The sequence below is a fragment of the Blastococcus sp. DSM 46786 genome (genome assembly GCF_900109665.1).
In the GTDB taxonomy this organism is placed as follows: Bacteria; Actinomycetota; Actinomycetes; order Mycobacteriales; family Geodermatophilaceae; genus Blastococcus; species Blastococcus carthaginiensis.
Genome location: NZ_FOAO01000017.1, coordinates 33,824 through 60,176 on the forward strand (window position 1 = coordinate 33,824; position 26,353 = coordinate 60,176).

At 74.5% G+C, this 26,353-nt stretch carries 30 protein-coding genes; 11 read left to right on the forward strand and 19 right to left on the reverse strand.

The genetic code is table 11. The annotated features are described in order from the left end of the window. Window positions 1-27 precede the first annotated feature (27 nt). Complete coding sequence (locus BMW62_RS15705) at window positions 28-807, reverse strand: glycerophosphodiester phosphodiesterase (RefSeq protein WP_170852424.1); 780 nt, start codon at window positions 805-807, stop codon at window positions 28-30. Window positions 808-1,053: 246 nt separating this feature from the next. Between BMW62_RS15705 and BMW62_RS15710 the strand changes: the two genes are divergently transcribed. Then, complete coding sequence (locus BMW62_RS15710) at window positions 1,054-1,461, forward strand: hypothetical protein (RefSeq protein ID WP_236829469.1); 408 nt, start codon at window positions 1,054-1,056, stop codon at window positions 1,459-1,461. A gap of 9 nt (window positions 1,462-1,470) precedes the next feature. Here the strand turns inward: BMW62_RS15710 and BMW62_RS22255 are convergent, their stop codons facing one another. Continuing rightward, on the reverse strand, window positions 1,471-1,698 hold the full coding sequence (locus tag BMW62_RS22255) for a hypothetical protein (protein WP_139206288.1): 228 nt from the start codon (window positions 1,696-1,698) through the stop codon (window positions 1,471-1,473). A 563-nt stretch (window positions 1,699-2,261) separates the two neighbouring features. On the opposite strand from BMW62_RS22255, the gene BMW62_RS15715 reads away from it, so the two are divergent. Together BMW62_RS15715 and BMW62_RS15720 are read left to right on the forward strand one after the other, a co-directional pair. After that, entirely contained in the window at window positions 2,262-2,705 is a 444-nt protein-coding gene (locus BMW62_RS15715; RefSeq protein WP_139206289.1) for a hypothetical protein, read from the forward strand. Continuing rightward, window positions 2,695-2,997: a transcriptional regulator gene (locus BMW62_RS15720; RefSeq protein ID WP_091932563.1), complete on the forward strand. Its 303-nt coding sequence runs from the start codon at window positions 2,695-2,697 to the stop codon at window positions 2,995-2,997. The genes BMW62_RS15715 and BMW62_RS15720 overlap by 11 nt, the downstream gene beginning before the upstream one ends. A gap of 2 nt (window positions 2,998-2,999) precedes the next feature. Here BMW62_RS15720 and BMW62_RS15725 read toward each other — a convergent pair whose 3' ends face one another. Next, window positions 3,000-4,088, reverse strand: a complete 1,089-nt coding sequence (locus BMW62_RS15725) for a DNA glycosylase AlkZ-like family protein (protein ID WP_091932566.1) — start codon at window positions 4,086-4,088, stop codon at window positions 3,000-3,002. Window positions 4,089-4,138: 50 nt separating this feature from the next. On the opposite strand from BMW62_RS15725, the gene BMW62_RS15730 reads away from it, so the two are divergent. The 3 genes from BMW62_RS15730 to BMW62_RS15740 all read left to right on the forward strand — a co-directional run bounded on the left by BMW62_RS15730 (window position 4,139) and on the right by BMW62_RS15740 (window position 5,207). Beyond that, on the forward strand, window positions 4,139-4,729 hold the full coding sequence (locus BMW62_RS15730) for a hypothetical protein (RefSeq protein ID WP_091932579.1): 591 nt from the start codon (window positions 4,139-4,141) through the stop codon (window positions 4,727-4,729). Between the two features lie 45 nt (window positions 4,730-4,774). Next, entirely contained in the window at window positions 4,775-4,939 is a 165-nt protein-coding gene (locus tag BMW62_RS15735; RefSeq protein WP_211435152.1) for a VOC family protein, read from the forward strand. A 73-nt stretch (window positions 4,940-5,012) separates the two neighbouring features. Continuing rightward, a complete protein-coding gene (locus tag BMW62_RS15740) occupies window positions 5,013-5,207 on the forward strand; it encodes a hypothetical protein (RefSeq protein WP_091932581.1) in 195 nt (64 codons plus the stop codon). Window positions 5,208-5,211: 4 nt separating this feature from the next. Here the strand turns inward: BMW62_RS15740 and BMW62_RS15745 are convergent, their stop codons facing one another. After that, window positions 5,212-5,853: a LysE family translocator gene (locus tag BMW62_RS15745; protein WP_091932585.1), complete on the reverse strand. Its 642-nt coding sequence runs from the start codon at window positions 5,851-5,853 to the stop codon at window positions 5,212-5,214. Window positions 5,854-6,051: 198 nt separating this feature from the next. On the opposite strand from BMW62_RS15745, the gene BMW62_RS15750 reads away from it, so the two are divergent. After that, entirely contained in the window at window positions 6,052-6,768 is a 717-nt protein-coding gene (locus BMW62_RS15750) for a M50 family metallopeptidase (protein WP_091932587.1), read from the forward strand. 146 nt (window positions 6,769-6,914) lie between these two features. On the opposite strand, the gene BMW62_RS15755 is transcribed toward BMW62_RS15750, so the two are convergent. Together BMW62_RS15755 and BMW62_RS15760 are read right to left on the reverse strand one after the other, a co-directional pair. Then, window positions 6,915-9,275, reverse strand: coding sequence for a glycoside hydrolase family 65 protein (locus tag BMW62_RS15755; RefSeq protein WP_091932590.1), 2,361 nt, complete (start codon window positions 9,273-9,275; stop codon window positions 6,915-6,917). Continuing rightward, entirely contained in the window at window positions 9,272-10,015 is a 744-nt protein-coding gene (locus BMW62_RS15760; RefSeq protein WP_091932592.1) for an HAD family hydrolase, read from the reverse strand. The genes BMW62_RS15755 and BMW62_RS15760 overlap by 4 nt, the downstream gene beginning before the upstream one ends. A gap of 156 nt (window positions 10,016-10,171) precedes the next feature. Between BMW62_RS15760 and BMW62_RS15765 the strand changes: the two genes are divergently transcribed. Continuing rightward, the gene (locus tag BMW62_RS15765) at window positions 10,172-10,717 is read left to right on the forward strand and encodes a YbhB/YbcL family Raf kinase inhibitor-like protein (protein ID WP_091932595.1); all 546 of its coding nucleotides are present in this window, start codon (window positions 10,172-10,174) and stop codon (window positions 10,715-10,717) included. A 156-nt stretch (window positions 10,718-10,873) separates the two neighbouring features. Further along, window positions 10,874-11,749, forward strand: coding sequence for a class A beta-lactamase-related serine hydrolase (locus tag BMW62_RS15770; protein WP_244524076.1), 876 nt, complete (start codon window positions 10,874-10,876; stop codon window positions 11,747-11,749). A 14-nt stretch (window positions 11,750-11,763) separates the two neighbouring features. Here BMW62_RS15770 and BMW62_RS15775 read toward each other — a convergent pair whose 3' ends face one another. Continuing rightward, a complete protein-coding gene (locus BMW62_RS15775) occupies window positions 11,764-12,576 on the reverse strand; it encodes a GNAT family N-acetyltransferase (protein ID WP_091932610.1) in 813 nt (270 codons plus the stop codon). A 113-nt stretch (window positions 12,577-12,689) separates the two neighbouring features. Here BMW62_RS15775 and coaA point away from each other — a divergent pair, with 113 nt between their 5' ends. Beyond that, the gene (gene coaA, locus BMW62_RS15780; protein WP_091932821.1) at window positions 12,690-13,652 is read left to right on the forward strand and encodes a type I pantothenate kinase; all 963 of its coding nucleotides are present in this window, start codon (window positions 12,690-12,692) and stop codon (window positions 13,650-13,652) included. Window positions 13,653-13,862: 210 nt separating this feature from the next. Continuing rightward, on the forward strand, window positions 13,863-14,066 hold the full coding sequence (locus BMW62_RS15785) for a DUF5999 family protein (protein WP_091932640.1): 204 nt from the start codon (window positions 13,863-13,865) through the stop codon (window positions 14,064-14,066). 4 nt (window positions 14,067-14,070) lie between these two features. Here the strand turns inward: BMW62_RS15785 and BMW62_RS15790 are convergent, their stop codons facing one another. From BMW62_RS15790 to BMW62_RS15845, 12 genes are all read right to left on the reverse strand, one after another. Beyond that, window positions 14,071-14,652 carry a DinB family protein gene (locus BMW62_RS15790; protein ID WP_211435153.1) on the reverse strand — a complete coding sequence of 194 codons (582 nt, stop codon included), beginning with the start codon at window positions 14,650-14,652 and terminating at the stop codon, window positions 14,071-14,073. Between the two features lie 29 nt (window positions 14,653-14,681). Further along, on the reverse strand, window positions 14,682-17,714 hold the full coding sequence (gene gcvP / locus BMW62_RS15795) for an aminomethyl-transferring glycine dehydrogenase (protein ID WP_170852425.1): 3,033 nt from the start codon (window positions 17,712-17,714) through the stop codon (window positions 14,682-14,684). Between the two features lie 120 nt (window positions 17,715-17,834). After that, window positions 17,835-18,377 (reverse strand): MerR family transcriptional regulator, encoded by a 543-nt coding sequence (locus BMW62_RS15800; RefSeq protein ID WP_244524089.1) that lies wholly within the window; start codon window positions 18,375-18,377, stop codon window positions 17,835-17,837. Window positions 18,378-18,611: 234 nt separating this feature from the next. Beyond that, window positions 18,612-19,103: a bifunctional nuclease family protein gene (locus BMW62_RS15805; RefSeq protein WP_091932655.1), complete on the reverse strand. Its 492-nt coding sequence runs from the start codon at window positions 19,101-19,103 to the stop codon at window positions 18,612-18,614. A gap of 117 nt (window positions 19,104-19,220) precedes the next feature. Beyond that, on the reverse strand, window positions 19,221-19,955 hold the full coding sequence (locus BMW62_RS15810) for a transcriptional regulator FtsR (RefSeq protein WP_211435154.1): 735 nt from the start codon (window positions 19,953-19,955) through the stop codon (window positions 19,221-19,223). 76 nt (window positions 19,956-20,031) lie between these two features. After that, a complete protein-coding gene (locus BMW62_RS15815; protein WP_091932657.1) occupies window positions 20,032-20,547 on the reverse strand; it encodes an oxoglutarate dehydrogenase inhibitor Odhl in 516 nt (171 codons plus the stop codon). Window positions 20,548-20,809: 262 nt separating this feature from the next. Next, on the reverse strand, window positions 20,810-21,214 hold the full coding sequence (gene gcvH, locus BMW62_RS15820; RefSeq protein WP_091932658.1) for a glycine cleavage system protein GcvH: 405 nt from the start codon (window positions 21,212-21,214) through the stop codon (window positions 20,810-20,812). A gap of 88 nt (window positions 21,215-21,302) precedes the next feature. Next, a complete protein-coding gene (locus BMW62_RS15825; protein ID WP_091932659.1) occupies window positions 21,303-22,079 on the reverse strand; it encodes a DUF881 domain-containing protein in 777 nt (258 codons plus the stop codon). Next, window positions 22,076-22,408 carry a small basic family protein gene (locus BMW62_RS15830; protein WP_091932660.1) on the reverse strand — a complete coding sequence of 111 codons (333 nt, stop codon included), beginning with the start codon at window positions 22,406-22,408 and terminating at the stop codon, window positions 22,076-22,078. Before BMW62_RS15830 ends, BMW62_RS15825 begins: the two co-directional genes overlap by 4 nt. A 4-nt stretch (window positions 22,409-22,412) precedes the next feature. Further along, window positions 22,413-23,309, reverse strand: a complete 897-nt coding sequence (locus BMW62_RS15835; protein ID WP_244524077.1) for a DUF881 domain-containing protein — start codon at window positions 23,307-23,309, stop codon at window positions 22,413-22,415. Continuing rightward, window positions 23,306-23,974 carry a CDP-alcohol phosphatidyltransferase family protein gene (locus BMW62_RS15840; protein ID WP_244524078.1) on the reverse strand — a complete coding sequence of 223 codons (669 nt, stop codon included), beginning with the start codon at window positions 23,972-23,974 and terminating at the stop codon, window positions 23,306-23,308. The genes BMW62_RS15835 and BMW62_RS15840 overlap by 4 nt, the downstream gene beginning before the upstream one ends. A gap of 183 nt (window positions 23,975-24,157) precedes the next feature. Then, window positions 24,158-26,239 carry an elongation factor G-like protein EF-G2 gene (locus BMW62_RS15845; protein ID WP_091932670.1) on the reverse strand — a complete coding sequence of 694 codons (2,082 nt, stop codon included), beginning with the start codon at window positions 26,237-26,239 and terminating at the stop codon, window positions 24,158-24,160. Window positions 26,240-26,353 lie beyond the last annotated feature (114 nt).

The following is a 26,353-nucleotide window of genomic DNA, read 5'->3' on the forward strand; positions in this document are numbered from 1 at the left end:
CGCGCAGCCACCGGTCGCGGAGCCGGCTCACGCCGGGGGCGCCCACTGGCCGCGCTTCTCGAGCAGCCCGCGCAGCATCGCCGGCCGGTCGGTCATGATGCCGTCCACCCCGAGGTCCAGCATCGCCTCGGCCTCGACCGGGTCGTCGACGGTCCACACGTGCACCTGCAGCCCGCGCGCGTGCGCCGCCGCGAGGAAGCGCTCGTCGACCAGCGCGCGCCCGCCGAGCTGCAGGGGCACCTGCGCGCAGCCGGCCGAGATCCGCACCAGCCCTGCGGCGCGGGGCGAGTAGGACGACAACCGCAGCGCCGCGACACCGCGGGGACCCAGTGAGGTGCAGACCGCCGGGCCGAACAGCCGCCGGGCGGCCGCGATGCGGGCGTCGGAGAACGAGCCCAGGCAGATGCGGTCGAGGACCTGCATGCGCCGCACGAGCCGCACGAGCGGGGCCAGCACCCCGGCGGCCTTGATGTCGAGGTTGAACCGGACGTCGGGCCACGCCCCGAGCAGGTCCTCCAGGCGGACGATGGGCTCGCGGCCGCCGATCCGGGCCTCGGAGACCTGCGCCCACGTGAGGGCGTCGAGTCGGCCGCTCTGGCCGGTGACCCGTTCCAGGGTGGGGTCGTGGAAGGCGACGAGGACGCCGTCGGCCGTGACCTGCACGTCGGTCTCGAGGTAGCGGTACCCCAGCTCCACGCAGGCCTCGAAGGCCGGCATGGTGTTCTCCAGGTGCTCGATCGCCCCGCCGCGGTGGGTCATGGCCAACGGTGTCGGCGCATCCAGGAATGCGAAGCGCGCGGCGGGCACGCGTCCACGCTAGTGGGAGCCTCCCGGCGCCCCGCGAGGCCCTGCCGGCGCCCCCGCGCCCGACCGGGTGCCCCCGACGCCCCCCGCCCTGTGCGGAAACTCATGTCGGCAGAGATGTGGGACCTCCGCTCGCCGGCCGGTGACGGGGCTCGCGTTGCCGCACTGTGCCCACGACCGGCGGCCTTCCGCTCGGTGTCCTGGCGTGTCATCCGGGACTGTCGGCGGGGACGTCTACCGTGCGCAGGCGTGGCACAGCAACACGCGTCCGGCAGCACGGCGTCCCTCCCCGTCGCGCCGCTCCCCAGCCGGGGGAGCGGTGAGGAGCGGCGGTGCGGCTGGTGCCGCCGGGTGCTCCCTCAGCAGGGTTCGGTCGGCCGGCCGCGGCTGTACTGCGGCCAGGCCTGCCGCCAGCGCGCCTACGAGCAGCGCTCCGCGACGGCGAAGGCCGGGCTGCCGGGCGACGTGGTGCTCGTCTCCCGGGCCGAGCTGGACGGCCTGCAGGACCGGCTCTACCAGTTGCGCTGCGCCCTCGAGGACGTGCAGACGCTGTTGCAGGAACGACCGACCAAGGCCGAGCTGGAGCGTTCGCTGGCTGACCTCGTCCGCTCGACGGGTCGGCTGGACCGGCTCTGGGTCACCGAACGCTCCAGCTGACCGGCCGGCTCAGTCCGGGTCCTGGGTGTCCTCGTCGGTGTTCTGGTCGACCTCCGGGTTGCTGTTGTCCGGCAGGTTCTCCCGGTCCGCGTCCTCCGGGTCCACCGTCTCGACGACCTCGTCGGTGCTGCCGTCGTTCTGATCGTCCCCGGCCGCCTGGCAGCCGGTCATCGTGGCGCCTCCGCCGAACAGCGCCAGCGAGGTCAGCAGAGCGGCGAGCGGTCGTCGGGTTCTCATGGAACGAGCCTACGAAGGCACCCAGGTAGCCGCCCGTCGAACGACCCCACACCACCGTCGTTCCGTCACTGTGACGCAACAACGGTGGTGTGGGCGAATGGGGGGAGCGGCGACCGGAACGGCTCCCAGGGCCTGGTGCACGCCGCGATGAGGGGCGCGAGCCGTCACGGGCGATCCGGCGAGGCTCGGCATCAAGATCAACTCATGGGGGAGTCGGCGACCGATCGAGACCGATCGACGTCCCGTGGATCCACACCGGCCCGGCGGCTACCGGTGTAACTGATCAGGGATCGGCGAACCGCCGCGACGAAGCCCGGCGCCGCATGACGGCACCGGACGCGGACGGGACCCGCGGCAACGTGCGACCAGTACGCGCGCCGACCGGGGGGCGGTCCGGGCCAGCCGTGAACCCCTTCCGGCCGGCCCGTCCATAACGCCGATAATCGACGTTATGTCAACTAGTGACTGTCGAGTACCTCCTACCCGAGCACCGCCCGGGCGCGCGGCCACACCGGCACTCGCGAGCGTTGCCTCCCAGGAAACTCTGCCCTACTGTTTCCAGTATGGAAACGTCAAGCGATCGAACGCCGTCTCCCCAGGAGGCCCGGGACGCTCTCGCCCAGCTCGCGAGGGACGAGGACGCCGTCCGGTACCCGCCGATCCCGCGGTGGTTCTTCCTCGTGGGAGCCGCCGTCGTCGCGGGGGTCACCCTCGCGCAACTGCTGCCTCCGAGGACCGCCGGCATCGTGGTGCTCCCCCTGGTGGTGCTCATGGCCCTGCTCGCCCACCGCTACTGGTTCAACACCGACGGCGTCTCCGGCGCCTCGGTGAAGGTGGGCGACATGGCCGCGTACCTGACCGTCTTCCTGGGGACCTTCGGGATCGGCTGGCTGGTCGAGGCCACCACCGACGCCTGGTGGATCTGGTTCCCGTGCGCGGCGGTCACCGCGACCACCGTGCTCGTCACCGGCGAACGCTACGTTCGCGAGTTCGGGCATGCCCGCTGACGCCCCCGCCTTCGACGAGATCGTCCACGCCCCTCACCGGCTGCGCATCTGCGCCATGCTCAGCGCCGCCCAGAAGGTCGAGTTCGGTGCACTGCAGGAGAAGCTCGGCCTCTCGAAGTCAGCGCTCAGCAAGCAGCTGTCCCAGCTCGTCGACGCCGGTTACGTCACACAGGAAAAGGGCGTCCGCGATGCCCGCAGCCGGCTCTGGCTCGCCCTGACCGCCGAGGGGAAGCATGCCTACCGTGGCCACGTGCGCGCGCTGCAGGAGATCGTCGCCGCCGACGGTGCCTGACCTCAGGAGGCACGGTCGCTCACGGCCAACCCGAGCCAGCCGGCGAGGGCCTCGATCTCGGCACAGACCTCGTCCCTGGCCGAAGCGGTGAGCGGGACGTCCTCGTGGAGCTCGTTCACCACGAGCCGCCCGGCCGACCGGTCAGCGACCGCGTCCATCTTCCCGACGAGCTTGTCGTGGTGCAGCACCGGGAGGGCGAAGTAGCCCCAGCGTCGGCGGGCCTTCGGCTTGTACATCTCCAGCACGTACTCGAAGCCGAAGATCTCCTGTGTGCGCACGCGGTCGTGCACGAGGCGGTCGAACGGGGAGAGCAACGCGGTTCTGCCCAGGAACGGGCGGCCGAGGGCGTTGGGGTCGACCCGCCACGTGCCCGGGACCCCCTCGACCACCGCCGGCTCCCCCGTGTCCCCCACGTCCACCGGCTCGCCCGGCACCGAGGCGCCCTTCTCGCGCGCGATGCCCAGTGCCCGCAGGCGCCGTTCGGCGCGGATGCGCCGGGCCTCGTCCTCCGGGACGACCGGCATCCCGGGCGGGTAGACCCGGTCGGCGACGTCCCACAGGCGCTGCCGACCGCGCCGCCCCGCGATCGCGACCTCGCCGCGCATCATGAGGAACTCGAGCATCTGAGTGACATTGCGGTCGTGGGTCCAGCCCGTGGAGGCCCACGGCACCGAGCTCGTGTCGGGGATCTCGCGGGAGAGCAGCGGTCCCGACGAGCGCAGTCGCTCGACGACGTCGCGCCGGAACGACTCGTTGGCCCGGAGCCACTCACGCGGCGCCTCCCGACTGGGCCAGCGGGCCATGCCCGCCAGCAACAGCGCGATGTCCTCCATCGGCCGGACCAGCGCGTTGTGCTCCACCAGGCTGCGGTCCTCGAGTGCCCGGGTCAGCTGCTCCGGGTGGTGGCTGCTCCCGAGTCGGCTCCAGGCCACCAGATCGGCGCTGGGTGCGACGGCCGCTGTGGGGTCGACCTGGAGGAGCGTCAGTTGCCGGACGGTCGCCAGCAGGTTCTCCGGGCGGTGGCGGCCCAGCCATTGGGCGCGCACGGCGATCGCCCGCGCCTCGTCCCGGTCCAGCCTGTGCGCCGACATCTGCCGAACCGTAGCGGCGGCGGCATGCGCACGGGGGCGATGATCGGACCATGCACCGCACCTGGACCCACGTCGGCCGCTGCTGGACCAACGGCGAACCGTTCCTCGCCCTGGACGGCGATCTGCTCCCGGCCTGGCGGGGCATGAGCGAGCAGGCGTACGAGGCCCTGGTCCCCCAGCTGGGCTACCAGCTGACCGGCATCCCGCTGGACGGTGGCACCGCGGCGCTGGTGCTCACCGACCCCGAGGTCGGCGACGAGGGCTGGCTGGAGGTCTTCCGCGCCGACGACGGCAGCATCGCCGTCGTCCAGGCGGCCGCCGACGACTACCGGACCGCGCTCGACACCGCGCTCGCGTTCCCCGCGACCGACGACCAGACCGGCGACGTCGTCGCCGTGCCCAGCGGCCGGTTCGCGTTCATCAGCGCGGCGCTCGACGGCACCGGGGAGGACGGCGCCTTCCTGCTGCCCGAGTCGCCCGGCCCGACGCCGCACTCCGCCGCACTCGAGGACGACACGGCCACCGACGCGAGCCCGCTGCTCGTCGTCGCCCCCGGGACCTTCCGCCTGTCGGTGCTGTGGCGCACGGAGCTGCACGAGGAGGCGGCGTTCGCCCGCTGGCTGTTCACCCCCGAGGGGTGATCGCTCAGTTCCCCGGGCACGGGCCGTCCACCCTGCACCGGCCGGGTGCTGCCGAGCATCGAGGTGCCCGACGTCGACGTGGTCCTCCTCCGTGTCGCCACGCTCGTCGGTGCGGCCCCGCACGGGTCGAACGACATGCCGTGGGGCCAGCGCGTCGCGCACGTCACCGGTCCCGACGGCAACGCCGTGAACCTGACGCAGCAGCTGTGACGCAGCGGGTTCCCCAGCGACCGGCACGGGGTAGGCGTCCGCGGACCGTGCACCCGAGCCGCTGGAGGACTCCGTGACCGAGGCCCGTCCCGACACCGACGAGCAGCGCGAACCAGGTGGCACCCCCTCCCCCGGCCCCGCGAACCTCACCGACCGGCCGCTCACGCCGGGCACGGACGACGACGGCGCCGCGCAGGCGATCCCCGGCGCCTACGAGGCCGACGACGCGGAGCAGGAGCGGGGCAAGGCGGTCAAGCCGGGGAACTGACAGCTCAGCGGCTGGAGACGGCGACCCGCAGCCCCAGTGCCACCAGCACCGTGCCGCTGGCCGCCTCCAACCGCCGCCGGACCCGGGGACGGCGGAACCACGTGCCCGCCCTGGCCACCGCGGCGGCCAGGCCGAGGTAGAGCCCGGTCTCCACCGTGACCTGCAGCAGCGCGAGCAGGGCCGTCGTCGCGAACACCGGGCCGTCGGCGGGCACGAACTGCGGGTAGAACGCCAGCATGAAGACGGCGGCCTTCGGGTTCGCCAGCTGCACGAGCAAGCCCTCGCCGAAGGCGGTCCACCAGCCCCGGCGGCCGGCCGCGCGCGCCGGCACCTCGGGTGGGAGCGCGGTCCTGTCCCGCCACGCCGCCCGCAGCGCCCGCCCACCCAGGTACAGCAGGACGGCGGCACCCACCACGCGCAGGACGAGGTAGGCCACCTCCGACGCCGCCACCAACGCCGCCAGACCGGCACCGGCGGCCAGCGCCCAGACGTAGATCCCGAGCTCGAGCCCGAGGACGGTCGGCACGGAGGCGCGCCACCCGCGCAGAGCGGCTCGCCGGAAGACGAGCGCCATGGCGGGGCCGGGCGTGGCCGAGATCAGCAGCACCGCGAGCAGGAAGGCAGGCAGCGACACCAGCAGGTCCACGCCGCGATGGTGGCAGCGCGCCGGTCAGGACGTCGATGTGATTCCGCCGGGCACCCGGGTGGTGCGGTGGGTCAGCGGTCCCGCCGGCGCCGGCCCTGCAGCCACCACTGCCGCCTGCTTCCACGGTGTGAGCCCTGCCTCGGCCGACACCCCGGCCGCTCCCCGTCACTGCCAGGTCCGTGCGGTTGACTGCCGGGCGTGGAGGTCCTCGGCCGCTTCTGGGCCCGCGTGACGGCGACGGTGCCGGACCTCCCGCCGGCGGCGCTGCTCGGCACCGCCGCCGTCGCCGCGCTGGTGGTCCTCTCCCCCGCGCTGTGGCGGCCGGCCCGCAACGTGGTGACGATCGCCCACGAGGGCGCGCACGGGCTCGTGGCGCTGGCGGCCGGGCGGCGGCTCTCCGGCATCCGGCTGCACTCGGACACCTCGGGCCTGACCGTCTCCGCCGGACGCCCGACGGGGCTCGGCATGGTGCTCACGTGCGCCGCGGGCTACACCGGTCCCGCGCTCTTCGGGCTCGGCGCGGCTGCCCTGCTCGCCGCCGGGCACGCCGTCGGGCTGCTCTGGGTGCTGCTGCTGCTCCTCGCGCTGCTGCTGGTGCAGATCCGCAACTGGTACGGGCTGTGGTCGGTGCTCGTCACCGGCGCCGTCGTCTTCGCCGCGACCTGGTGGTTCCCGCCGATCGGCCAGGCTGTCTTCGCCGCGGTCGCCACCTGGTTCCTGCTCCTGGCCGCGCCGCGCGCCGTGCTCGAGCTGCAGCGCGCCCGCCGGCGGCGGGGTGCCCGGGACTCCGACGCCGACCAGCTGGCCCGGCTCACCCCGTTCCCCGCCCTGTTCTGGGTGGGTGTCTTCCTGGTCGTCGACGTCGGTGCTTTGGTCCTGGGGGCGACGTTTTTGTTCGACGCCACCACCAATTGAGTTGCCTCAATGTTAGGGATAACGGTAGTACAGAAGGGCCGGTGCGCCGGGCGCGACGCGGCCCGGACCCGGTGGGCAGGATCCCGACCGCACAGGGGCCGGGTCGCGGGGCTCGCCCACCGGCCGGCGGGGAGTGGGCGTGGCGTTCAGCCGCGGGAGCGCCGCCGCGGCTCCCGCCCGTGCGGCTGGTGCACCGGGGCGACGTCGGGGGGCGGCGGCAGCTCGAGCACCACGTCGTCGTGGTCGATGCGCACCTGCCGGCCGTGGTGCCGGATGTCCAGCGGATCGCCGTCCACCAGGCGGTAGGTTGCCCGGTCCCGCTCCACGGTGACGGTGAGCTTGCGGCCGCGGTACACCACCCGGAAGCGCAGCCGGCTGATCCGTCGGGGCAGGCGCGGCGCGAAGGTGAGTTCGCCGCCGTGGTCGCGCAGCCCCCCGAAGCCGGCGACGGCGACGGTCCACCCACCGGCCAGCGAGGCGATGTGCAGGCCGTGGCCGGAGTTGTGGTGCAGGTTCTGGATGTCCGTGAGCGCCGCCTCGGCCCAGTACTGGTGGGCGAGCTCGAGGTGACCGGTCTCGGCGGCGACGACCGCCTGCTGGATCGCCGAGAGCGAGGAGTCGCGGGTGGTGCGCTGCTCGTAGTAGGCGAAGTCGGCGATCTTCTCCTCGAGGGTGAACGCGTCACCCCGCAGGTGCAGGGCCATCACCAGGTCCGCCTGCTTGACCACCTGCTTCCGGTACAGGTCGAAGTAGGGGTAGTGCAGCAGCAGCGGGTAGCGCTCGTCGGGTGTCGCCGCGAAGTCCCAGTCCTCGTGGTGGGTGAAACCGTCGGACTGCATGTGCACCCCGTGCCGGGTGTCGTAGGGCACCGCCATCAGCGACGCCGCCCGCAGCCACTCCTCCACCTCCTCGTCGGTCACCGCGAGCCGCCCGGCCACCAGGGGCTGCCGGGCCACCGCGGCGGCGGCCTCGCGGAGGTTCCGCTGCGCCATGAGGTTCGTGTACACGTTGTTGTCCACCACGGCCGTGTACTCGTCCGGCCCGGTCACGCCGTCGATCCGGAAACCGTGCTCGGCGTCGAAGTGCCCCAGCGACGCCCACAACCGGGCGGTCTCGATCAGCAGCTCGGCCCCGTAGTCGCGGTCGAAGGCGTCGTCCAGGGTGGCGTCGAAGTAGCGGACGACGGCGTCGGCGATGTCGGCGTTGATGTGGAAGGCCGCGGTGCCCGCCGGCCAGTAGCCCGAGGTCTCCTCCCCCCGGATCGTCCGCCAGGGGAACGCGGCCCCGCGCAGGCCGAGCACGTGGGCCCGCTCCCGGGCCAGCCCGAGCGTGGTGTGCCGCCAGATGAGCGCGTCCCGCGCGGCGTGCGGCGCGGTGTAGGTGAGCACCGGCAGCACGTAGGTCTCGGTGTCCCAGAAGGTGTGCCCGTCGTAGCCCGGGCCGGTCAGCCCCTTGGCCGGGATGGCCTGCCGCTCGGCGCGGAGCCCGGCCTGCAGGACGTGGAACATGCCGACCCGGACGGCCTGCTGCAGCTCGTCGTCCCCCTGGATCTCGACGTCGGCCTCGTCCCAGTGCTGGGCCAGCAGCTCCCGCTGCTCGCGCAGCAGGCGCTCGAAGCCGGCGAGCTTGGCCGTCGCCAGCGCCGCCTCCACCTGGTCGCGGAGCGCCGGGCTGGAGCGCCGCGACGACCAGCCGTAGGCGAGGAACTTGATGATCTTCAGCGACCCGCCGGGCGGGATGCGCGCTGCCAGGGTGTACCGGGCCAGGTCACCCGCGGCTTCGATGTCCTCGGTGGAGCTGTCGGGGATGTCGATGACGTGGTCCATGCCGGCCGCCAGGCGCAGCCGGCTGCGCTTCGTGCGGTGCACCAGCACCGCGCGCCGACCGCGACCGGCGGCGAGCTCGCACTCCAGCGGACGGGCCAGCGCGGCGGCGCCGCGCGGGTCGCGGTCGCCGTCGGGGGCGCCGTCCTCGTTGGCCAGCAGGTCGGACTGGAGGGCGACGTAGAGGTCGCCGAGGTCGTCGGTGACCTCCACCTGGTACTCGATCGCGGCGATCGACCGCCGCGCCAGCGACACCAGGCGCGTGCTGGTCACCCGCACGGTCCGGCCGCTGGGCGAACGCCACTCGGTCGACCGGCGGAGGACGCCGGCGCGCAGGTCCAGGGAGCGCCGGTGGTCGATGATCTCGCCGTAGTTGAGGTCCAGCGGCGAATCCCGCACCAGGAGCCGGATCAGCTTGCCGTCGGTCACGTTGACGACGGTCTGCCCCATCTCGGGGAACCCGTAGCCGGCCTCGGCGTAGGGCAGCGGCCGCTCCTCGAAGAAGCCGTTGAGGTACGTGCCGGGGATGACGACCGGTTCGCCCTCCTCCAGCGAGCCGCGCATGCCCAGGTGCCCGTTGGCAAGGGCGAACACCGACTCGTGCACGCCGAGGCTGTCGTGGTCCAGCCCGACCTCGGTGAGCGCCCAGGGCTCGACCGGGAAGATCGCCCGCCCCTCCGTCACGGCCGGTCCAGCAGCTCGGCCAGGTCGGTGACGACCACGTCGGCCCCGGCCTCCCGCAGGCCGTCGGCGTGGCCGACCCGGTCCACGCCGACGACGAAGGCGAAGCCGCCTGCCCGGCCGGCGGACACCCCGGCCAGGGCGTCCTCGAATACCACGGCCTCCTGCGGCGTCACCCCGAGGGCGTGGGCCCCGGCGAGGAAGGTGTCGGGCGACGGCTTGCCGGCCAGCCCCTGCTGCCGGGCGACGACGCCGTCGACCCGCGTGTCGATCAGGTCGGCGAACCCGCCTGCGGCCACCACCTGCTCGCCGTTGGCCGAGGCGGTCACCACCGCGGTGGCGAACCCCGCCTCCTTCACCGCCCGCAGGTAGCGCACCGAACCCTCGTACACCTCGACGCCGTGCTCGTCGAGCTCACGCTGGACCAGGTCGTTCTTGCGGGTGGCCACCCCCTGCACGGTCGCCGCGTCCGGCGGGTCGCCGTGCTCGCCCTCGGGCAGCACGATCCCCCGGCTGGCGAGGAAATCGCGTACGCCGTCGGCCCGCGGTTTGCCGTCGACGTGCCGGTTGTAGTCGTCCTGAGTGAACTCCGGGGCCGCGGGATCGCGTGCCCGCAGGAATGCGTCGAAGGTCCGCTTCCAGGCCGCCATGTGCACCGTGGCGGTGCGCGTGAGGACGCCGTCGAGGTCGAACAGGCAGGCCCGGACGCCATCGGGGAGGCCGACCGATCGGGAGGTGGACACGCCGCGACGCTACCGGCGCCGGGCATCCGGCACGCCTCGGGAGTGGGCCGGTACCGGGTTCCGACGGGCGCCGCGCCGCCGCGCTGCCTAGGGTCCGACGGGGACGCTCCGGCGGCCCCGACCAGCCACGCCACGCCATCGAGGGAGAGGACCACCATGGCCGACCGGCCCACCCCGCCCAACCCCTACGACTTCCTGCCGCAGGTGCCGGGCTTCACCGTGACCAGCAGCGACGTCTCCGACGGGCAGCCGATGCCGATGCCGCACGTGAGCGGTGTCATGGGCGCGGGCGGCGAGGACCGCTCGCCGCAGCTGTCCTGGTCCGGCTTCCCCGAGGGCACCGGCAGCTTCGCCGTGACCGTCTACGACCCGGACGCCCCGACCGCCAGCGGCTTCTGGCACTGGGCGGTGGCGAACATCCCGGCGTCGGTGACCGAGCTGCCCGGCGGTGCGGGTGACAAGGACGCCCCGCAGCTGCCCGAGGGCGCGGTGCAGCTGCGCAACGACGGCGGTTTCGCCGGGTTCGTCGGCGCCGCTCCCCCGCCGGGCCACGGCCCGCACCGCTACTTCGTGGTGGTGCACGCCGTCGACACCGACCGGCTCGACGTCGACGCCTCCACCACCCCCGCGGTGCTGGGCTTCAACCTGTTCTCGCACACCCTCGCCCGGGCCACGCTGGTGGCCACCTACGAGCAGCGGTAGCCGGCACCACCGCTGCGCGGCCGTCCGGTTGCGCAGCGGTACGGCCACCCCGGTGGGCCGCGAAGACTCAGCGGCCGCGGTGAATAGTCGCCCGGACGGGGAATGAGTCGGGGTGTGTCCCATCCGGTTGCCCGACACCGATCCGGTGCTCTGGCCGTGTCGCTGATCACGGCCGTGCTCACGGTCGTCCAGCTGCTCGCCCTGGAGGCCTTCCGCCCCGGGCGTGCCGCGGCCGGCGGTTCACCGCCGGCCGTGCTCGTGGCCGACGCGGTGCAGGCGTACGGGTCGGCCGGCACGCTCGCGGTCGTCGTCGACCGCCGGCAGAGCCGCATCACCGAGGGCAGCGTCCGCGCCGCCGAGGCGCGTCTGCTGCGCAGGCTCGCGTACGGCTCCGACAACGGCCCGGTGGCCGACCGATCCTTCCCGACCGCCTCCATGGTCAAGCTGTTCATGGCCGAGGACATCCTCACCCGGGCCCGCGCCGGCTCCATCGCCCTCACGGAGGGCGACCGCGACCTGCTGCGCGAGATGATCCGCCGCTCCGACGACCCGGCCGCGTCCACGCTGTGGGTGCGGTACGGCGGCGGGCAGATGGTGCGGGACGTGGCCGAGCGCTACGACCTGGCGGGCACCGGTCCCCCGCCGGCGCGCATCCCCGGGCAGTGGGGTCAGGCTGTCACGACGGCCCACGACCTGGCCCGGTTCCTGGCCTGGCTACCCGTCGTCGCTCACCCGGAGGACGCGGCGACCCTGCTCGGCTGGATGCGTGAAGCGACCCCCGTGGCCGCCGACGGCTTCGTCCAGCAGTTCGGGCTCTTCGGCACGCTGCCGGCGGAGGCCGCGGTCAAGCAGGGGTGGATGTGCTGCGTCGACGGGCAGCGGCACCTGCACTCGGTCGCGGTGATCGGCGCCTCGGTGGTCGTGCTGTTCAGCGAGGTCCCGCGGTCGGTGGGCTACGACGCGGCCCGCGCGGCCCTCACGGCGGCGGGCGCCGCCGTGGCCGCCGGGAAGACGGTTCCCCGCGACAGGTGAGGCGGCGGCCGGGTTCAGCCCTCCGGCAGCTCGGCGACGGCGGTGGTCGCGACCCAGGCGAAGCCGATGCGCTCGTACACCCGGGCCACGTCGTCGTCGCCCGCGGCCAGGAACACCAGGTCCGCGCTCTCCCGGGCGTGCGCGGTCAGCGCGGAGGCGAGGCCGGCTCCCAGCCCGCGACCGCGCAGCCGCGGCAGCGTCGCCACCCCCACGACCTCGCTGACCTCGGTGCCCTCGACGTCGACGGGCTGGTGCGAGCCGACCGCCACCGGCTTGCCGTGCTCCATCGCGACCATCATGACCGTGCGCCCCTCGGCGATCCGCTCCCGCAGGACCGCCGTGCGCCGCAGCGCCTCGGCCGACTGCTCCGGCGGCACCTCGAGCACGTCGTCGGCCCCGCCGGGATGGGCGAAGGCCAGCGCGGCCACGTGCTGGTAGTGCGGCAGCTCCGGGTCGTCGGCGCCGACGAGGAAGAGCCGGACCCCGGCCGGGAGGACGACGTCGACGGGATCGTCGTCGGCCACCAGCAGCGGCAGCTCCTCGACCGTCAGGCCGGCGGCGCGGACGGCGACCGCCACCTCGGGTGAGCACTCGGGGATCCACTCCAGCGCCGCCGGCAGACCGGCCGCCCGCTGCAGCGCGATCGCCGCGCGGACGTCGTCGGCGGTCACCCGCTCGCCGCCGCGCCGGGGCCGGGCCGGGTAGGGCCAGGCGGGATCGGCGATCGGGACGTCCAGCGCCCCGGCGGCCTGGATCCGCGCATCCGGCTGCGGTGCGACGGCGAAGTAGCGCTCGATGCACTCGAGCAGCCCCGGGCGGGAAGGCACGGGAGAACACTAGACCGGCTGCGCCCCGGCGGGCCGCCGCCCGCCCGCGGCGTCCCCGCCGGACACCCGCCCGGGTGACCCGCGCGCAGCCCTCCCCCGGGGTGGACGGCACCATGGGGCCCGTGACGGCTGGGACACGTGGCTCCATCTCGCCCTACGCGGTGTTCGACCGCGACTCGTGGCGGGCGCTCGCGGCCGGCACGAGCCTGCCCCTCGATGCGGCGGAGCTGGAGGAGCTGGCCTCCCTCGGCGACCGCATCGACCTCGACGAGGTCGCCACCGTCTACCTGCCGCTGGCCCGCCTGCTGAGCCTGCACGTGACGGCCAGCCGCCGGCTGTGGGCCGCGCAGAGCGAGTTCCTCGGGGACACGACCGCCAAGGTGCCGTTCGTCATCGCCGTCGCCGGCAGCGTCGCCGTCGGCAAGAGCACCACGGCACGCCTGCTGCAGACGCTGCTCGCGGCCACCCCCGGGGTCCCGCGCGTCGACCTGGTGACCACCGACGGCTTCCTGCTGCCCAACGCCGTGCTGGAGGAGCGCGGCCTGCTGGGCCGCAAGGGCTTCCCGGAGAGCTACGACCGGCGGGCGCTGCTGCGCTTCCTGGCGGACGTGAAGTCCGGTCGCGAGGAGGTGTTCGCGCCGGTGTACGACCACCAGTCCTACGACATCGTGCCCAGCCGGGTGCAGGCGGTGGACCGGCCGGACATCCTGGTGCTGGAGGGGCTCAACGTGCTGCAGGCGGGCCGGCGCAGCGACGGCGCGGCCCCGGACATCTTCCTGTCGGACTTCTTCGACTTCTCGGTCTACGTCGACGCGGCGGAGGCCGACATCCAGCGCTGGTACGTCGAGCGGTTCCTGGCGCTGCGCCGCACGGCGTTCCAGGACACCACGGCGTACTTCCACCGTTTCGCCGCGCTGACCGACGACCAGGCCGGGGAGACGGCGCTGGGCATCTGGTCGGCGGTGAACGGCCCGAACCTGCGGGACAACATCGCCCCCACCCGGTCGCGGGCCCGGCTGGTGCTGCAGAAATCCGCCGACCACTCGGTGCGCAGGGTCCTGCTCCGCAAGCTGTAGCCGGGCCGGACACGCCGGGGCCGACCTGCGCCGATACCTGGCACCCCCGGCCGGCATGGCAGGACCTGCCGACTCCTCCGGGTGACTTGGTGACCCAGCTCACTCCCTGACGCTTCAGTCGGCGCGCACACTTGCCGAATCCAGTAGTCAGACGAGCACGGTACGTAACCCGAACCGGCCGTCGTGGATGACGAACGAAGAGGAACCGCCATGTGCCACCACGTATCGCCCTGCCCCGACGCCACCAGCGAGGCGCGTGACCTCGCCGCCGTCGTCAGCAGCCACCCCGAGCAGGGCTGGCGCCTCCTCTGCAACGGCGTCGTCCTCTTCGACGACGACGGCGAACTGCTCCCCGACGGCCAGGCCGTCCCCGACCACCACGTCTGGCTGGCCCCCGAGCTCGTCGAGGCCTAGCGGCTCAGCGGCCGGCGGCATCCCGGGCCACCTGCTCGAGCCGGTCCCGGTAGCCCGACCACCAGGCCGCGTCCACCTCCGGCAGGTTGCCGCCGCCCGACCGGAGGCCGGCCGCCCCGTCGACCATCTCCCGCACGACGTCGGCGTGGCCCGCGTGCCGGTGCGTCTCGGCGACGACGTGCACGAGGACCTGGTGCAGGGTCACCGCCCGCCGGTCGGGGTGCCACCAGGACACCTCCCCCGGCGCGTCGAGCGGGAGCTCGGCGACCGTCGCGTCGGTGACCGCCCACGCCCGGCGGTACAGCGCCAGCACGTCGGCCCGGGACTCCCCGGCCGTGGCCCACATGTCGGCGTTGGGCTCGAGGTCGTCGGCCAGCCACGGCTCCACCTCGGGGACCGAGCGGCCGAACGTCGGGCCGAAGTAACCCATCTCGACGTAGGACAGGTGCTTCACCAGCCCCAGCAGATTGGTCCCGGTCGGCGTCATCGGCCGCCGGACGTCGTACCCGGTCAGGCCCTCGAGCTTCCAGAGCAGGGCCTCGCGGCCGGTCTGCAGGGCGTGCCGCAGCGAGGTCTTCGCATCCACGACCGTCACCCTGCCACCGGGGGCCTCGGCTACGCCCGGGCGCCGACGACGTCGGCCGCGGTCCCGAGGTCGTCGGGGTGGCCCTGGCCGCGGCCGGGCACCGACCCGTCCCCCGCCGGCGGGTGCGCGCTGAAGTCGTGCTCCTCGAACGCCTCCGGCGAGGGGCACGAGCAGACGAGGTTCCGGTCGCCGTAGGCCTGGTCGATGCGCCGCACCGGGCTGAGGTAGCTGCGCCCCTGCAGGGCCCGCACCGGGTAGACCGCCTCGGTCCGCGGGTATGGCCGGCCCCACTCCCCCGCCAGCATGGCGAGGGTGTGCGGCGCGTTGCGCAGCGGGTTGTCGGTGCGGTCGTACTCCCCCGTCGCGACCTTCTCGATCTCGGCGCGGATGGTCACCATCGCCTCGACGAACCGGTCCAGCTCGGCCTTGTCCTCGCTCTCGGTCGGCTCGACCATGAGCGTCCCCGCCACCGGGAAGCTCATCGTCGGGGCGTGGAAGCCGAAGTCGATGAGCCGCTTGGCGATGTCGTCGTTGGTGATGCCGGTGGCCCTGGTCAGCGGGCGGACGTCGAGGATGCACTCGTGGGCGACCAGGCCGGTCGCGCCGGTGTAGAGCACCGGGTAGTGGTCCTTCAGCCGGGCCGCCACGTAGTTGGCCGCGAGGATGGCGTGCTCGGTCGCCCGGAGCAGGCCGTCGGGACCCATGAGCCGCAGGTACGCCCAGCTGATCGGGAGGATCCCGGCCGAGCCGAAGGGCGCCGCCGACACGGCCGGTCCCTGCCCGCCGGTCTCGACCAGCGGGTGGCCGGGCAGGAACGGCACCAGGTGCTCGCGGACGCCGATCGGGCCCACGCCCGGGCCGCCGCCGCCGTGCGGGATGCAGAAGGTCTTGTGCAGGTTCAGGTGGCTGACGTCCGAGCCGAACCGGCCCGGCTTGGCCAGCCCCACCAGCGCGTTGAGGTTGGCGCCGTCGACGTACACCTGGCCGCCGGCGTCGTGGACCGCGGCGCAGATCTCCTGGATGTCGCTCTCGAACACCCCGTGCGTCGACGGGTAGGTGATCATGATCGCGGCGAGCCGCTCGGCGTGCTGCTCGACCTTCACGTGCAGGTCGGCGACGTCGACGTTCCCCGCGTCGTCGCAGGCGACGACGACCACCCGCATGCCGGCCATCACGGCGCTGGCGGCGTTGGTGCCGTGCGCCGAGGACGGGATGAGGCAGACGTCGCGCCCGGTCTCACCGCGGCTGTGGTGGTAGCCGCGGATCGCCAGCAGACCGGCGAACTCGCCCTGCGAACCCGCGTTGGGCTGCACGCTCACCGCGGCGTAGCCGGTGACCTCGGCCAGCCCCGCGCACAGCTCGTCGATCAGCCGCCGGTAACCCCGGGCCTGCTCGGCCGGGGCGAAGGGGTGCAGGTGCGCGAACTCGGGCCAGGTGATCGCCGCCATCTCGGCGGCCGCGTTGAGCTTCATCGTGCAGGAGCCCAGCGGGATCATCGTGCGGTCCAGCGCCAGGTCCTTGTCGCTGAGCGAGCGCAGGTAGCGCAGCATCGCCGTCTCCGAGCGGTGCGCGGAGAAGACCGGGTGGGTGAGGAACGGCGTCCGGCGGCGGAGCCCGTCCGGGAGCGCGTCCGCGCCGGCGTCGTCGAGGGCCGCGTCGTCGACGGCCACCCCGAAGGACCCCGCGACCGCCCGCAGGACCGTCGGCGTCGTCGTCTCGTCGCAGGCGACGCCGACGGTGTCGGCGTCGACCAGGCGCAGGTTGATCCGCCGCTGCGCCGCCGCGGCCACGACCTCGCCGGCCCGCCCGGGCACCGACACGTGGAGGGTGTCGAAGAAGTGCTCGTGCACGATCTCCAGCCCGCCGGCGCGGAGCCAGCCGGCCAGCACCGTCGCACCGCGGTGTACGCGGGCCGCGATGGCGGTCAGCCCCTCCGGGCCGTGGTAGACGGCGTAGGCGCCGGCGATGACGGCGAGCAGCACCTGCGCGGTGCAGATGTTGCTGGTCGCCTTCTCGCGGCGGATGTGCTGCTCGCGGGTCTGCAGCGCCAGCCGGTAGGCGACGTCGCCGTCGGCGTCCACCGACACCCCGACCAGCCGGCCGGGGAGCTGGCGGGCCAGCCCCTCCCGCACCGACAGGTAGCCGGCATGCGGGCCGCCGTAGCCCATGGGGACGCCGAAGCGCTGGGTGGTGCCGCAGGCGACGTCCGCGCCCCACTCCCCCGGCGCCTCCAGCAGGGTGAGCGCGAGCAGGTCGGCCGCGACGACCACGGCGGCACCGGCCTCGTGCGCGGCGGCGGCGAGCGCGCGGTGGTCGCGGACCGCGCCGCTGGCGCCCGGGTAGGACAGCAGCACGCCGAACGCGCCGGCCTCCGGGAGGTCGGTGGGCCAGCCCGCCTGCAGGTCGGCGACGTGCAGGCGGATGCCCAGGGGCTCGGCGCGGGTCTGCAGCACGCCCAGGGTCTGCGGCAGCGTGTCGGCGTCGACGACGAACACCGCGTCCGCCTTCGCGCGCCCGGCCCGCCGCACCAGCGTCATCGCCTCGGCGGCCGCGGTCGCCTCGTCCAGCATCGAGGCGCCGGCCACCGGGAGGCCGGTGAGGTCGGCGACCGTCGTCTGGAAGTTGATCAGGGCCTCGAGCCGGCCCTGGCTGATCTCGGGCTGGTACGGCGTGTAGGCGGTGTACCAGGCGGGGTTCTCCAGGACCGTGCGCTGGATGACCGGCGGGGTCACCGTGCCGGAGTAGCCCAGACCGATCATCGAGGTGAACACCTCGTTGGCCGCGGCGCGCTCGCGCAGCAGCGCCAGGACGGCGGCCTCGCTCTCCGCGGGCGGCAGGTCCAGCGGCGCCCGGTCGCGCACCCCCTCGGGGACGCAGGCGTCGACGAGCGACTCCAGCGACGGGTGCCCGACGACGGCGAGCATCGCCGCGGTGTCGTCCGGCCGGGGACCGATGTGCCGGCCGGCGAAGGAGCCGGCGGGGTCGAGGGCGCTCAGCGAGGGCAACGGCCCGGCGAACGGGGCGGTGGTCTTCCCGGTGGACGCGGCAGCGCGGTCGGTCACTGCTGCGACGCTACCAGCGGCCGGCCGCCCTCCCGACCGGACGCCCGGCCCGCGAGCGTGTGCACCGGCGCGGGGTTCGGGGCCGGCGGAACTGCGCGCCGGCGCACACGCTCCGGCGGTCTAGGCGGTCTGCGCGCGCCGACGGCGACGCATCGACAGCTCGTCGTCGGACGGGACGACCTGCCCGCCGTCGATCCGCTCCGCGGGCAGCTCCGCCAGCTCGCCGGACAGCTCCCGCAGCGCGCCGGAGACGGCGATGCCGAAGACGCCCTGGCCACCGGCGAGCAGGTCGACGACCTCCTCGGCGGAGGTGCACTCGTACACGGTCGCGCCGTCGGAGAAGAGCGTGACGTTTGCCAGCTCCTTCACGCCGCGCTGGCGGAGGTGGTCGACGGCCTTGCGGATGTTCTGCAGCGAGACGCCGGTGTCCAGGAGCCGCTTGACGACCTTGAGCACGAGGATGTCGCGGAAGGAGTACAGCCGCTGGGTGCCCGAACCGGTGGCGCTGCGCACGGACGGCGAGACCAGGCCGGTGCGCGCCCAGTAGTCCAGCTGGCGGTAGGTGATGCCGGCAGCGGCGCAGGCGGTGGGGCCGCGGTAGCCGACGAGGTCGGTGTCCACCTCGTCGTACTGCGGCGCCCCGACGGCGGCGTCGCTGAACAGCTGACCTTGCGAGCCGTTGCCCTGGTCGCTCACGTCCAGCGTCCTCCTCAGTCCCGCCTCGGTTGCGGCAGGTAGACGGATCGGCACCCGTGGCCTCAGGTGTCACACCGTTGTCGTTCGCCGACGGTAAGCCGGGCCCGGAGGCCGGTCAACTGAGCGGGGCGGCGTGTCGCCACACCAGCCCCATTTCGAGTGACGGATGCGACGCGGCTGCCGATAGGTACCCGATGGGGCTCAGGTAGGGCCGCCCCCGGAGCCGGAACCGGCCCCGAAGTCCTCCGGCGAGATCTGGTCGAGGAACTCGCGGAACTTCTCCACCTCGTCCTCCTGCTCGTCGGGGATCTCGATGCCCACCTCGTCGAGCAGGTCGTCGGCGCCGAAGATCGGCGCCCCGGTGCGCACGGCCAGCGCCACCGCGTCCGAGGGCCGGGCGCTGACGATGCGGTCGTCGCCGAACACGAGCTCGGCGATGTAGATGCCGTCGCGCATCTCGGTGATGTTGACCGCCTCCAGCTCGGCGCCCAGGGTGCGCACCACCTCGCGGAGCAGGTCGTGGGTCATCGGACGGGCCGGGCGCACACCCTGCTGCTCAAACGCGATGGCGGCCGCCTCGACGGCGCCGATCCAGATCGGCAGGTAACGCTCCCCCTGCGTCTCCTTGAGCAGCAGGATCGGCTGGTTTCCGGGCAGTTCGACGCGGACGCCGACGACTCGAAGCTCCTGCACGGTGCGGCTCCCTCGGCTGCGGCCCGGGATCCGGGCGGGACGGTGTGATCAGGCGGCCGGTGACTCGTCGACCCGCCGGGCGGGGCCGGACGGCGACGCGTCCACGGTACGCCCCGGTCAGGGACGGAGGAGGTCCCGCAGGCGCGTCTCGAGCAGGGCGGTGTGCAGCTGCGCGGAGAGCGCCGCCAGCTCCTGCAGCTTCTCGGTGGCCCGCGTGCGCGCCTCCTCCGAGCGTGCCCGCAGCACCGGGGCGACGAGCTGCTCGACGAGCCCCGCCTCCCGCTCCACGGCGCTGCGGTAGACCCGCAGGTGCCGGGGCTCGATGCCGTGCCGGGCCAGCCCGGCGGCCGCCCGCGCGATGGGCAGGTCGGCCGCCGGGTGCCGGCCCTCGGCGTCGGTGGTCAGCAGCCCGAACTGCACGCAGTCGGCCAGCTGCCCGGGCTCCAGCCCGGCGGCCCGCGCGAACTGCTCCGCGGTCAGCGGGGCCGTCGCCCCCTCCTCGGTGGAGGCGGGGGGCAGCGGCGCGGAGCCGCTGCCGGTGCCGGGCAACGGCTCCCCGCGGTCGAGCGCGTCCAGGTGGTCCTTGATCACCCGCAGCGGCAGGTAGTGGTCCCGCTGGGCGGTGAGCACGTACCGCAGCCGGCTGACGTCGGCCCGCGAGAACTTCCGGTACCCCGACGGCGTGCGCTGCGGGTGCACCAGGTCCTCGGACTCGAGGTAGCGGATCTTGCTGATCGTCACGTCGGGGAAGTCGTCGCGCAGCACCGCCAGCACCTCGCCGATGGTCAGGCGCGGCGCGTGCTGGTCGCCGGCGTCCCCGAGCGCACGCTCGCGCTCGGGCACGGCGGTCACGCCCCTCTCTCCCCGGGACCCCGTCCCGGGCTCCCGCTCCGCGGTCCCCACCTGCGGACGATCGCCGGTCGGTGCACTAGCGAGCGGCCGGCTCGCCCGTGCGCGGTCCGGTCAGGTACACCAGGCGGAACTTCCCGATCTGCACCTCGTCGCCACCGGCGAGGGTGGCGACGTCGACCGGCTCCCGGTTGACGTAGGTGCCGTTGAGGCTGCCCACGTCGTGCACCGAGAAGCCACCGCCCTCGCGGTGGAACTCGACGTGCCGGCGGCTGACCGTCACGTCGTCGAGGAAGATGTCGCTGTCGGGGTGCCGGCCGGCCGTCGTGACGTCCTGGTCGAGCAGGAACCGGCTCCCGGCGTTGGGGCCGCGCTTGACCACCAGCAGCGCCGAGCCGGCCGGCAGGGACTCCACTGCGCCGGCGTGCGCATCGGCGGCCTCCACGGCTTCCGGCTGGTCGCCGGTGTCCTCGCCGCCGACCTTCGGGATCACGCTCGTGGCCTCGCCCACGCGCTCCGGGGAGAGCGCCGCACCGCACTGCGCGCAGAAGCGACTGCCCTCGGGGTTCTCGTGGCCACATCGAGTGCAGTGCACGTTGCGTCTCCTCCGGTACGAGGGGCCCGCCGCGGACCTGTATCTGGCCGCGGGCGGCCGGCGGACGGTGGGCCGGACGGCCCTCCGTGGGTCGGCCGCCGCGGGTGGGCGGCGGACCGTGGGTCATGGAACCAGCCGGTCGGCCCGAGGGTCAACCGGACGTGCAGGGCTGGGGGGCGGCTGCGCCGCAGGTCCCCCGCTGTTCTGCGCCCCGCGACGATCATAGTGAGCGATGGCCGGAATCAGCCTCCCGGCGGGCCGGTCACGAGCCCTCGACCACGGCCTGGTAGGCGTCGGCGTCCAGCAGCTGCCCGATCGGGTCGCCGCCCTCCCCCGGCACGGCGATGTCGACCAGCCAGCCCTCCCCGTACGGGTCGGCGTTGATCGTCTCCGGCGCGTCGGCCAGGCGCGCGTTGACCGCCGCCACGACGCCGGTGACGGGCGCGTAGACGTCGGAGACGCTCTTCGTGGACTCCACCTCGCCGATCGGCGTGCCCGGGGCCACCTCGGCCCCCACGTCGGGCAGCTGCACGAAGACGATGTCCCCGAGCGCGTCCTGGGCGTGGTCGGTGATGCCGACCCGGACGACGGTCGACGTGCCGTCCGTGCCCTGCACCAGCGCCCACTCGTGCTGCTCGGTGTAGCGGCGGTCGTCGGGTGTGCTCATGCGGCGGTCGTCTCCCGGTGAGGTGATGGAACGGCCTCGGTGCAGGGCCCACCTCGAGCGAAGCGAGAGGTGGGGGGCACCGAGGTCCTTAGTCGGTCTCGGGCGAAGCGTATTGAGGGCGGTCCAGCGGCCGCAACGCGTCCACGACGAGCTCGGGCGACCGGACGATCTCGACCGACCCGCCGCGCCGCTCGATCCGCTGCACCACCCCACCCGGGATGTTCATCGCCGTCTCCATGCCCTGCGGGTCGCCGAGCACCACGAACTCGTACGGCGAGCGCAGCGGCGTGCCGTCGACCACGAGGTCGCCGGCGGTGCCGGTGACGGCGGTGGAGAGCCCGATCCGGACGTCGTCGACCTGCATGGTCTCCGCGCCGGCCCCGCGCAGCTCCTGGACCACGTCGAGCAGGTCGGACACCTGCACGGCCCCGGCAGGGTCGCGGACGGTGAGGGTGAGCCCCGGGCCCCGGGCCGCGAGCGTGCCGCCCAGGATGCCGAGGGACTCGGCGCGTTCGCGAGCCTCCTCCAGGGCCGCACCGGTCCGGCTGCCGGAGCCGTTGAGCTCCCGCAGCGCCGCCCGCTGCTCGTTCAGCTGCGACCTCAGCCGCTCCTCGCGGCTGTCGAGCTCGTCGAGGATGCGCACCAGGTCCTCCTCGCGCGCCCCGGCCAGCACCTGGGCCTCGTCGGCGTTGCGCACCTGGACGGCGAGCGCGAACCCGAGCAGGAGGGTCAGGACGCCGATGAGGGCGGCCGCGAGGGGGTCCCGCCGCCGGCGCCGCGCCGGGGTGGGCGCCCCAGCCGGGGTGGGCGCCCCCGCCGGGTCGGCGCCGGCGCCCGGCGGGTCGGGCCGTCCCGCACCGGTCATGCGCGGAAGACGTGCCGGCGGATGGCGGCGGCGTTGCCGAAGATGCGGATGCCGAGGACGACGACGACCGCCGTCGACAGCTGCGCCCCGACGCCGAGCTGGTCGCCCAGGAAGACGATGAGCGCGGCGACCACGACGTTGGACACGAAGGAGATGACGAACACCTTCGCGTCGAAGATGCCGTCGAGCCGGGCGCGGAACCCGCCGAAGACGGCGTCGAGGGCCGCGACGACGGCGATCGGCAGGTAGGGCTGGAGCCACAGCGGGACGGTGGGGTCGAAGACCAGGCCGAGCAGCACACCCGCCGCGAGGCCGAGGATCGGGATCACGACGTCAGCCTCCGGGGCCGGGCTCGGTGCCGGGGACCCGGCGGGGACTGACGACCTCGGCGGAGCGGAGCTCCGGCGGGTTGGCGGCCGGCAGGGACAGGTCCTCCTCCTCGGCGAACACGAACTGCAGGCCGGTGGCCGCCGCGAACTCGGCGAGGTCGCGGACCTGGGGGTCGAGCAGGAAGTTCTGGGACAGCGCGTCGGGGTCGCCGACGGCGCTGATCCGGTACGGGCTGGTGACCGGGCGGAAGTTGACCAGCACAGCCTCGCCGGCGAACCGGATGGCGCTGGTGGGGCCCAGCCGCTGGCCGTTGATGCTGATCGCCTCCGCGCCGGCGCCCCACAGCGCGTTGACGACCAGCTGCAGGTCGCCGTCGGCCACCTGCACCGCGTCGGAGGGGGCACCGGTGCCGATCGGGTCGTCGTCGGCGTCGGCCTCGGCGTTGGCCAGCGTGACCAGCAGCCCCGGCCCGGTGACGGCGACGGCGGCGGTGCCCTGCTCGGCCCGGGCGAGGGCGTCGAGCGCCCGCTGGCCCACGGCGGTGGCGGCGAGCAGCTCGTCGCTGGTCCGGCTGACCTCGGCGCGCAGCTCCTCGAGGCGGGCGGCCAGCTCGTCGCTGCGCGCCGATTCGTCCTGGATGTCGCTGACCAGCGCCTCGCGGATCTCCTGCCGGCCCTCGGCCCGGGCGGCCGCCTGGTCGTAGGTCACCGCGGCCAGCAGGCCCGCGGCGGCCATGGTGAGCGCGACCAGCACCCGGCCGCGGCCCCGGCGGGGCGGCTCTCCCCCGGCCCGGCGCGCGGCGGCCTCCGCGTACGCCGGGTCGAGGGTCTCGGCGAGCACGTCGTCGAGCAGCGAGGCGCCCAGCGAGCGGATGCGGCCGGGCGGGTGCGCACCGGTCACGGCGGGCCCTGGCGTCCGGCGGAGCGCTCCGCGGCCACCAGGCCCACCACCTGGACCACGTAGAAGGCGGCGGCCAGCAGGTAGAGCGCCGTGCCCCAGATGGTGAGGGCCCACGCGAACGGCGCGGTGACGGTGGCCAGCGTGCCGTCCCCGTCGGCGATCAGCAGCGCGGGGAAGGCGTAGAGCAGCAGGAGGGTCGCCGCCTTGCCGAGGTAGTGCACCTGCAGCGGCGGGTAGCCGTGCGCCCGCAGGACGAGCAGCAGCACGCCCAGCAGGAGCTCCCGCCCGACCAGCAGCGCCACCAGCCAGACGGGCACCACCTCGCGCAGCGCGAGGGCGATCAGGGCGGAGACGATGTAGAGCCGGTCCGCGGCGGGGTCCAGCAGCGCGCCGAGGCGGCTGCCCTGGTCCAGCCAGCGGGCGAGCTTGCCGTCGAGCCAGTCGGTGAACCCCGACACCATGAGGACGACGAGCGCCCACCCGTCCTCCTCCGGCCCGAGGAGCAGCCACAGGAACAGCGGCACGCCGAGCAGCCGCAGCACCGAGAGAGCGTTCGGCAGGGTCCAGACGCGGTCCGGCAGGGCCTCGCGGCCGGGCAGCACCGACCTCGTCGTCCGGGGCGGGGGGACGGGTGCGGCAGCCGACGGCCCGTTCGACGACGTCACGTTCCCTCCAGTCCCAGCAAAGCCGTGCCCGAGGCTAGCCGACCGGCCCCGTCTCCCCCGTCGCCCGCGGGCTCGCGGCGAGCCCTCGGACGGGGCAGCCGCGGGGCCCCGCCGCCCGCGGGTGCCCGGCGGGCCCGGCCAGGGGCGGACCGCCGTCCCCGGTGCTCGCCGGGACGGTGTCGCTCAGACCGGCACGGCCACCGCGGCGGGCGCCGGCTCGTACCCGAGCGGCCGGCGGTCGAAGCTGCCCGTCCCGTGCGTCACCGAGCGCAGGACACCGGGGTACACGAGCAGCTCCACCTCGGGCACCTCGGCGCGCACGGTGGCGCGGTCGCGGCCCGGGTCGGCCTCGCTGCCGGTCACCCGCGCCCGCCGGGAGGACAGGTCGCTCATCACCGCGCCGACGTGCTCGGCCGGCACCCGCACCTCGACCTCGCACCACGGTTCCAGCACCTGGGTGCCCGCCGCGGCCGCGAGCTCCCGCACGGCCAGGGCGCCGGCGGCCTGGAACGCGGCATCGGAGGAGTCGACCGAGTGCGCCTTGCCGTCGACGAGCGTGACGCGGACGTCCACGAGCGGGCGGTCCCCGTTGACCCCCCGGGCCGCCTGGGCGCGGATCCCCTTCTCCACGCTGGCGTGGAACTGGCCGGGCACGGTGCCCCCGACGATGCGCTGCTCGAAGACGATCCCCGAGCCGGGCTCCCCCGGCTCCCCCTCGACGACGACGACGGCGTACTGGCCGTGCCCGCCGGACTGCTTGACGTGCCGGCCGGTCACCCGGGCCGGCACGCGGAGCGTCTCGACCAGCGGGACCCGCACCGGCACCGTGGCGACGGCGACGCCGTGCCTGCTGCGGAGCCGCTCCAGCAGCACCTCGGCGTGCGCGTCGCCGACGCACCAGAGCAGCAGCTGCCCGGTGTCGGCCCGCCGCTCCAGCCGGACGGTGGGGTCCTCGGCGACGAGGCGGGCCAGCGCGGTGGCCATCCGGTCCTCGTCGCCGCGGGAGGCGGCCTCCACCGCCACCGGCAGCTGCGGCACCGGCAGCTCCCAGGGCGGGACCAGCCGCGGTTCCTCCGGCGAGCTCAGCGTGTCGCCGGTCTCCGCCGTCGCCAGCCGGGCGACCGCGCAGACGTCGCCGGCCGGGCACGCCGCCACCGGCCGGAGGGCGGCGCCCAGCGGGGCGGTGAGGACGCCGATCCGCTCGTCGGCGTCGTGGTCGGGGTGGCCGCGCTCCGCCATGCCGTGACCGGAGACGTGCACCGCCACGTCCGGCCGCAGCGTGCCGGAGAAGACCCGGACCAGGGAGATCCGGCCGACGTAGGGGTCGGTGGTGGTGCGGACCACCTCGGCGACGAGCGGGCCGTCGGGGTCGCAGCTGAGCGCGGGCGCCGGGGACCCGTCGGGCCGGTTGACCGGCGGGCACCCGTGCTCGGCCGGCGAGGGCAGCGCGGCGACGACGAGCTGCAGCAGCTCGCCGGTGCCGACCCCGGTGAGCGGGGCGACGCAGACGACGGGGTGGAAGTGCCCGCGGGAGACCGCCGTCTCCAGGTCGGAGACCAGATCGGGGACGGCGAGGTCGTCACCGGCGAGATAGCGCTCCATCAGCGTCTCGTCCTCGCTCTCGCCGATGATGCCCTCGATCAGCTCGGCGCGGAGGCGGTCGGCGTCGTGGTCCCCGACCCGGGCGGGATCGAGGTGCGGCTCCAGCAGCGACACCAGGCCGCGGGCCGCCCCGTCCGGGCCGCGCTCCACCAGGTGCATGGGGTACACCCCCTCCCCCAGCATCAGCTGGCAGAGGCGCACCGCCTCGTCGACGTCGGCGCGCGGCCGGTCGATCTGGGTGAGCACGACGGCGCGTGGCATCCCCACCGCGGCGCACTCCTCCCAGAGCTGCACGGTGGCGGCGTCCACGCCGCTGACGGCCGAGACGACGAACAGCGCCGAGTCCGCCGCGCGCAGACCGGCCCGCAGCTCGCCGACGAAGTCCGGGGAGCCCGGGGTGTCGAGGACGGTGATCCGGTGGCCGTCGTGCTCGACGGTCGCCACGCCCAGGGCGACCGAGCGCTGCTGGCGGATCTCCACCTCCTCGGTGTCGAGACAGGTGGTGCCCTCCTCGATGCGGCCGGCGCGCGGTACCGCCCCCGTGGCCACCAGCAGCGCCTCGGCGAGCGTCGTCTTGCCGGCCCCGGCCCGGCCGACGAGGGCCACGTTGCGCACCTGCGCGGCCGGGCGCGGCGCGGGGGCCGGTGGGATGTCCTTGCCCATGGCGACCTCAGCCGTCGAGGCCGGTCGCGCGGGGCGGATGAGCGGGGTGGGCTGCCACGACGCCTCCTGGTGCGGGATGTGTCCTGCGTCACAGCCTGCCCGGCGAGCGGGCGG

What these genes read in the sequence shown, in the direction of transcription:
- BMW62_RS22255 (WP_139206288.1), bottom strand. Translation starts at nt 1,698, where the DNA reads ATGAGAACCCGACGACCGCTCGCCGCTCTGCTGACCTCGCTGGCGCTG.
- BMW62_RS15715 (WP_139206289.1), top strand. Translation starts at nt 2,262, where the DNA reads ATGGAAACGTCAAGCGATCGAACGCCGTCTCCCCAGGAGGCCCGGGAC.
- BMW62_RS15720 (WP_091932563.1), top strand. Translation starts at nt 2,695, where the DNA reads ATGCCCGCTGACGCCCCCGCCTTCGACGAGATCGTCCACGCCCCTCAC.
- BMW62_RS15725 (WP_091932566.1), bottom strand. Translation starts at nt 4,088, where the DNA reads ATGTCGGCGCACAGGCTGGACCGGGACGAGGCGCGGGCGATCGCCGTG.
- BMW62_RS15730 (WP_091932579.1), top strand. Translation starts at nt 4,139, where the DNA reads ATGCACCGCACCTGGACCCACGTCGGCCGCTGCTGGACCAACGGCGAA.
- BMW62_RS15765 (WP_091932595.1), top strand. Translation starts at nt 10,172, where the DNA reads ATGGCCGACCGGCCCACCCCGCCCAACCCCTACGACTTCCTGCCGCAG.
- coaA (WP_091932821.1), top strand. Translation starts at nt 12,690, where the DNA reads ATGGGGCCCGTGACGGCTGGGACACGTGGCTCCATCTCGCCCTACGCG.
- BMW62_RS15785 (WP_091932640.1), top strand. Translation starts at nt 13,863, where the DNA reads ATGTGCCACCACGTATCGCCCTGCCCCGACGCCACCAGCGAGGCGCGT.
- gcvH (WP_091932658.1), bottom strand. Translation starts at nt 21,214, where the DNA reads ATGAGCACACCCGACGACCGCCGCTACACCGAGCAGCACGAGTGGGCG.
- BMW62_RS15825 (WP_091932659.1), bottom strand. Translation starts at nt 22,079, where the DNA reads ATGACCGGTGCGGGACGGCCCGACCCGCCGGGCGCCGGCGCCGACCCG.
- BMW62_RS15845 (WP_091932670.1), bottom strand. Translation starts at nt 26,239, where the DNA reads ATGGGCAAGGACATCCCACCGGCCCCCGCGCCGCGCCCGGCCGCGCAG.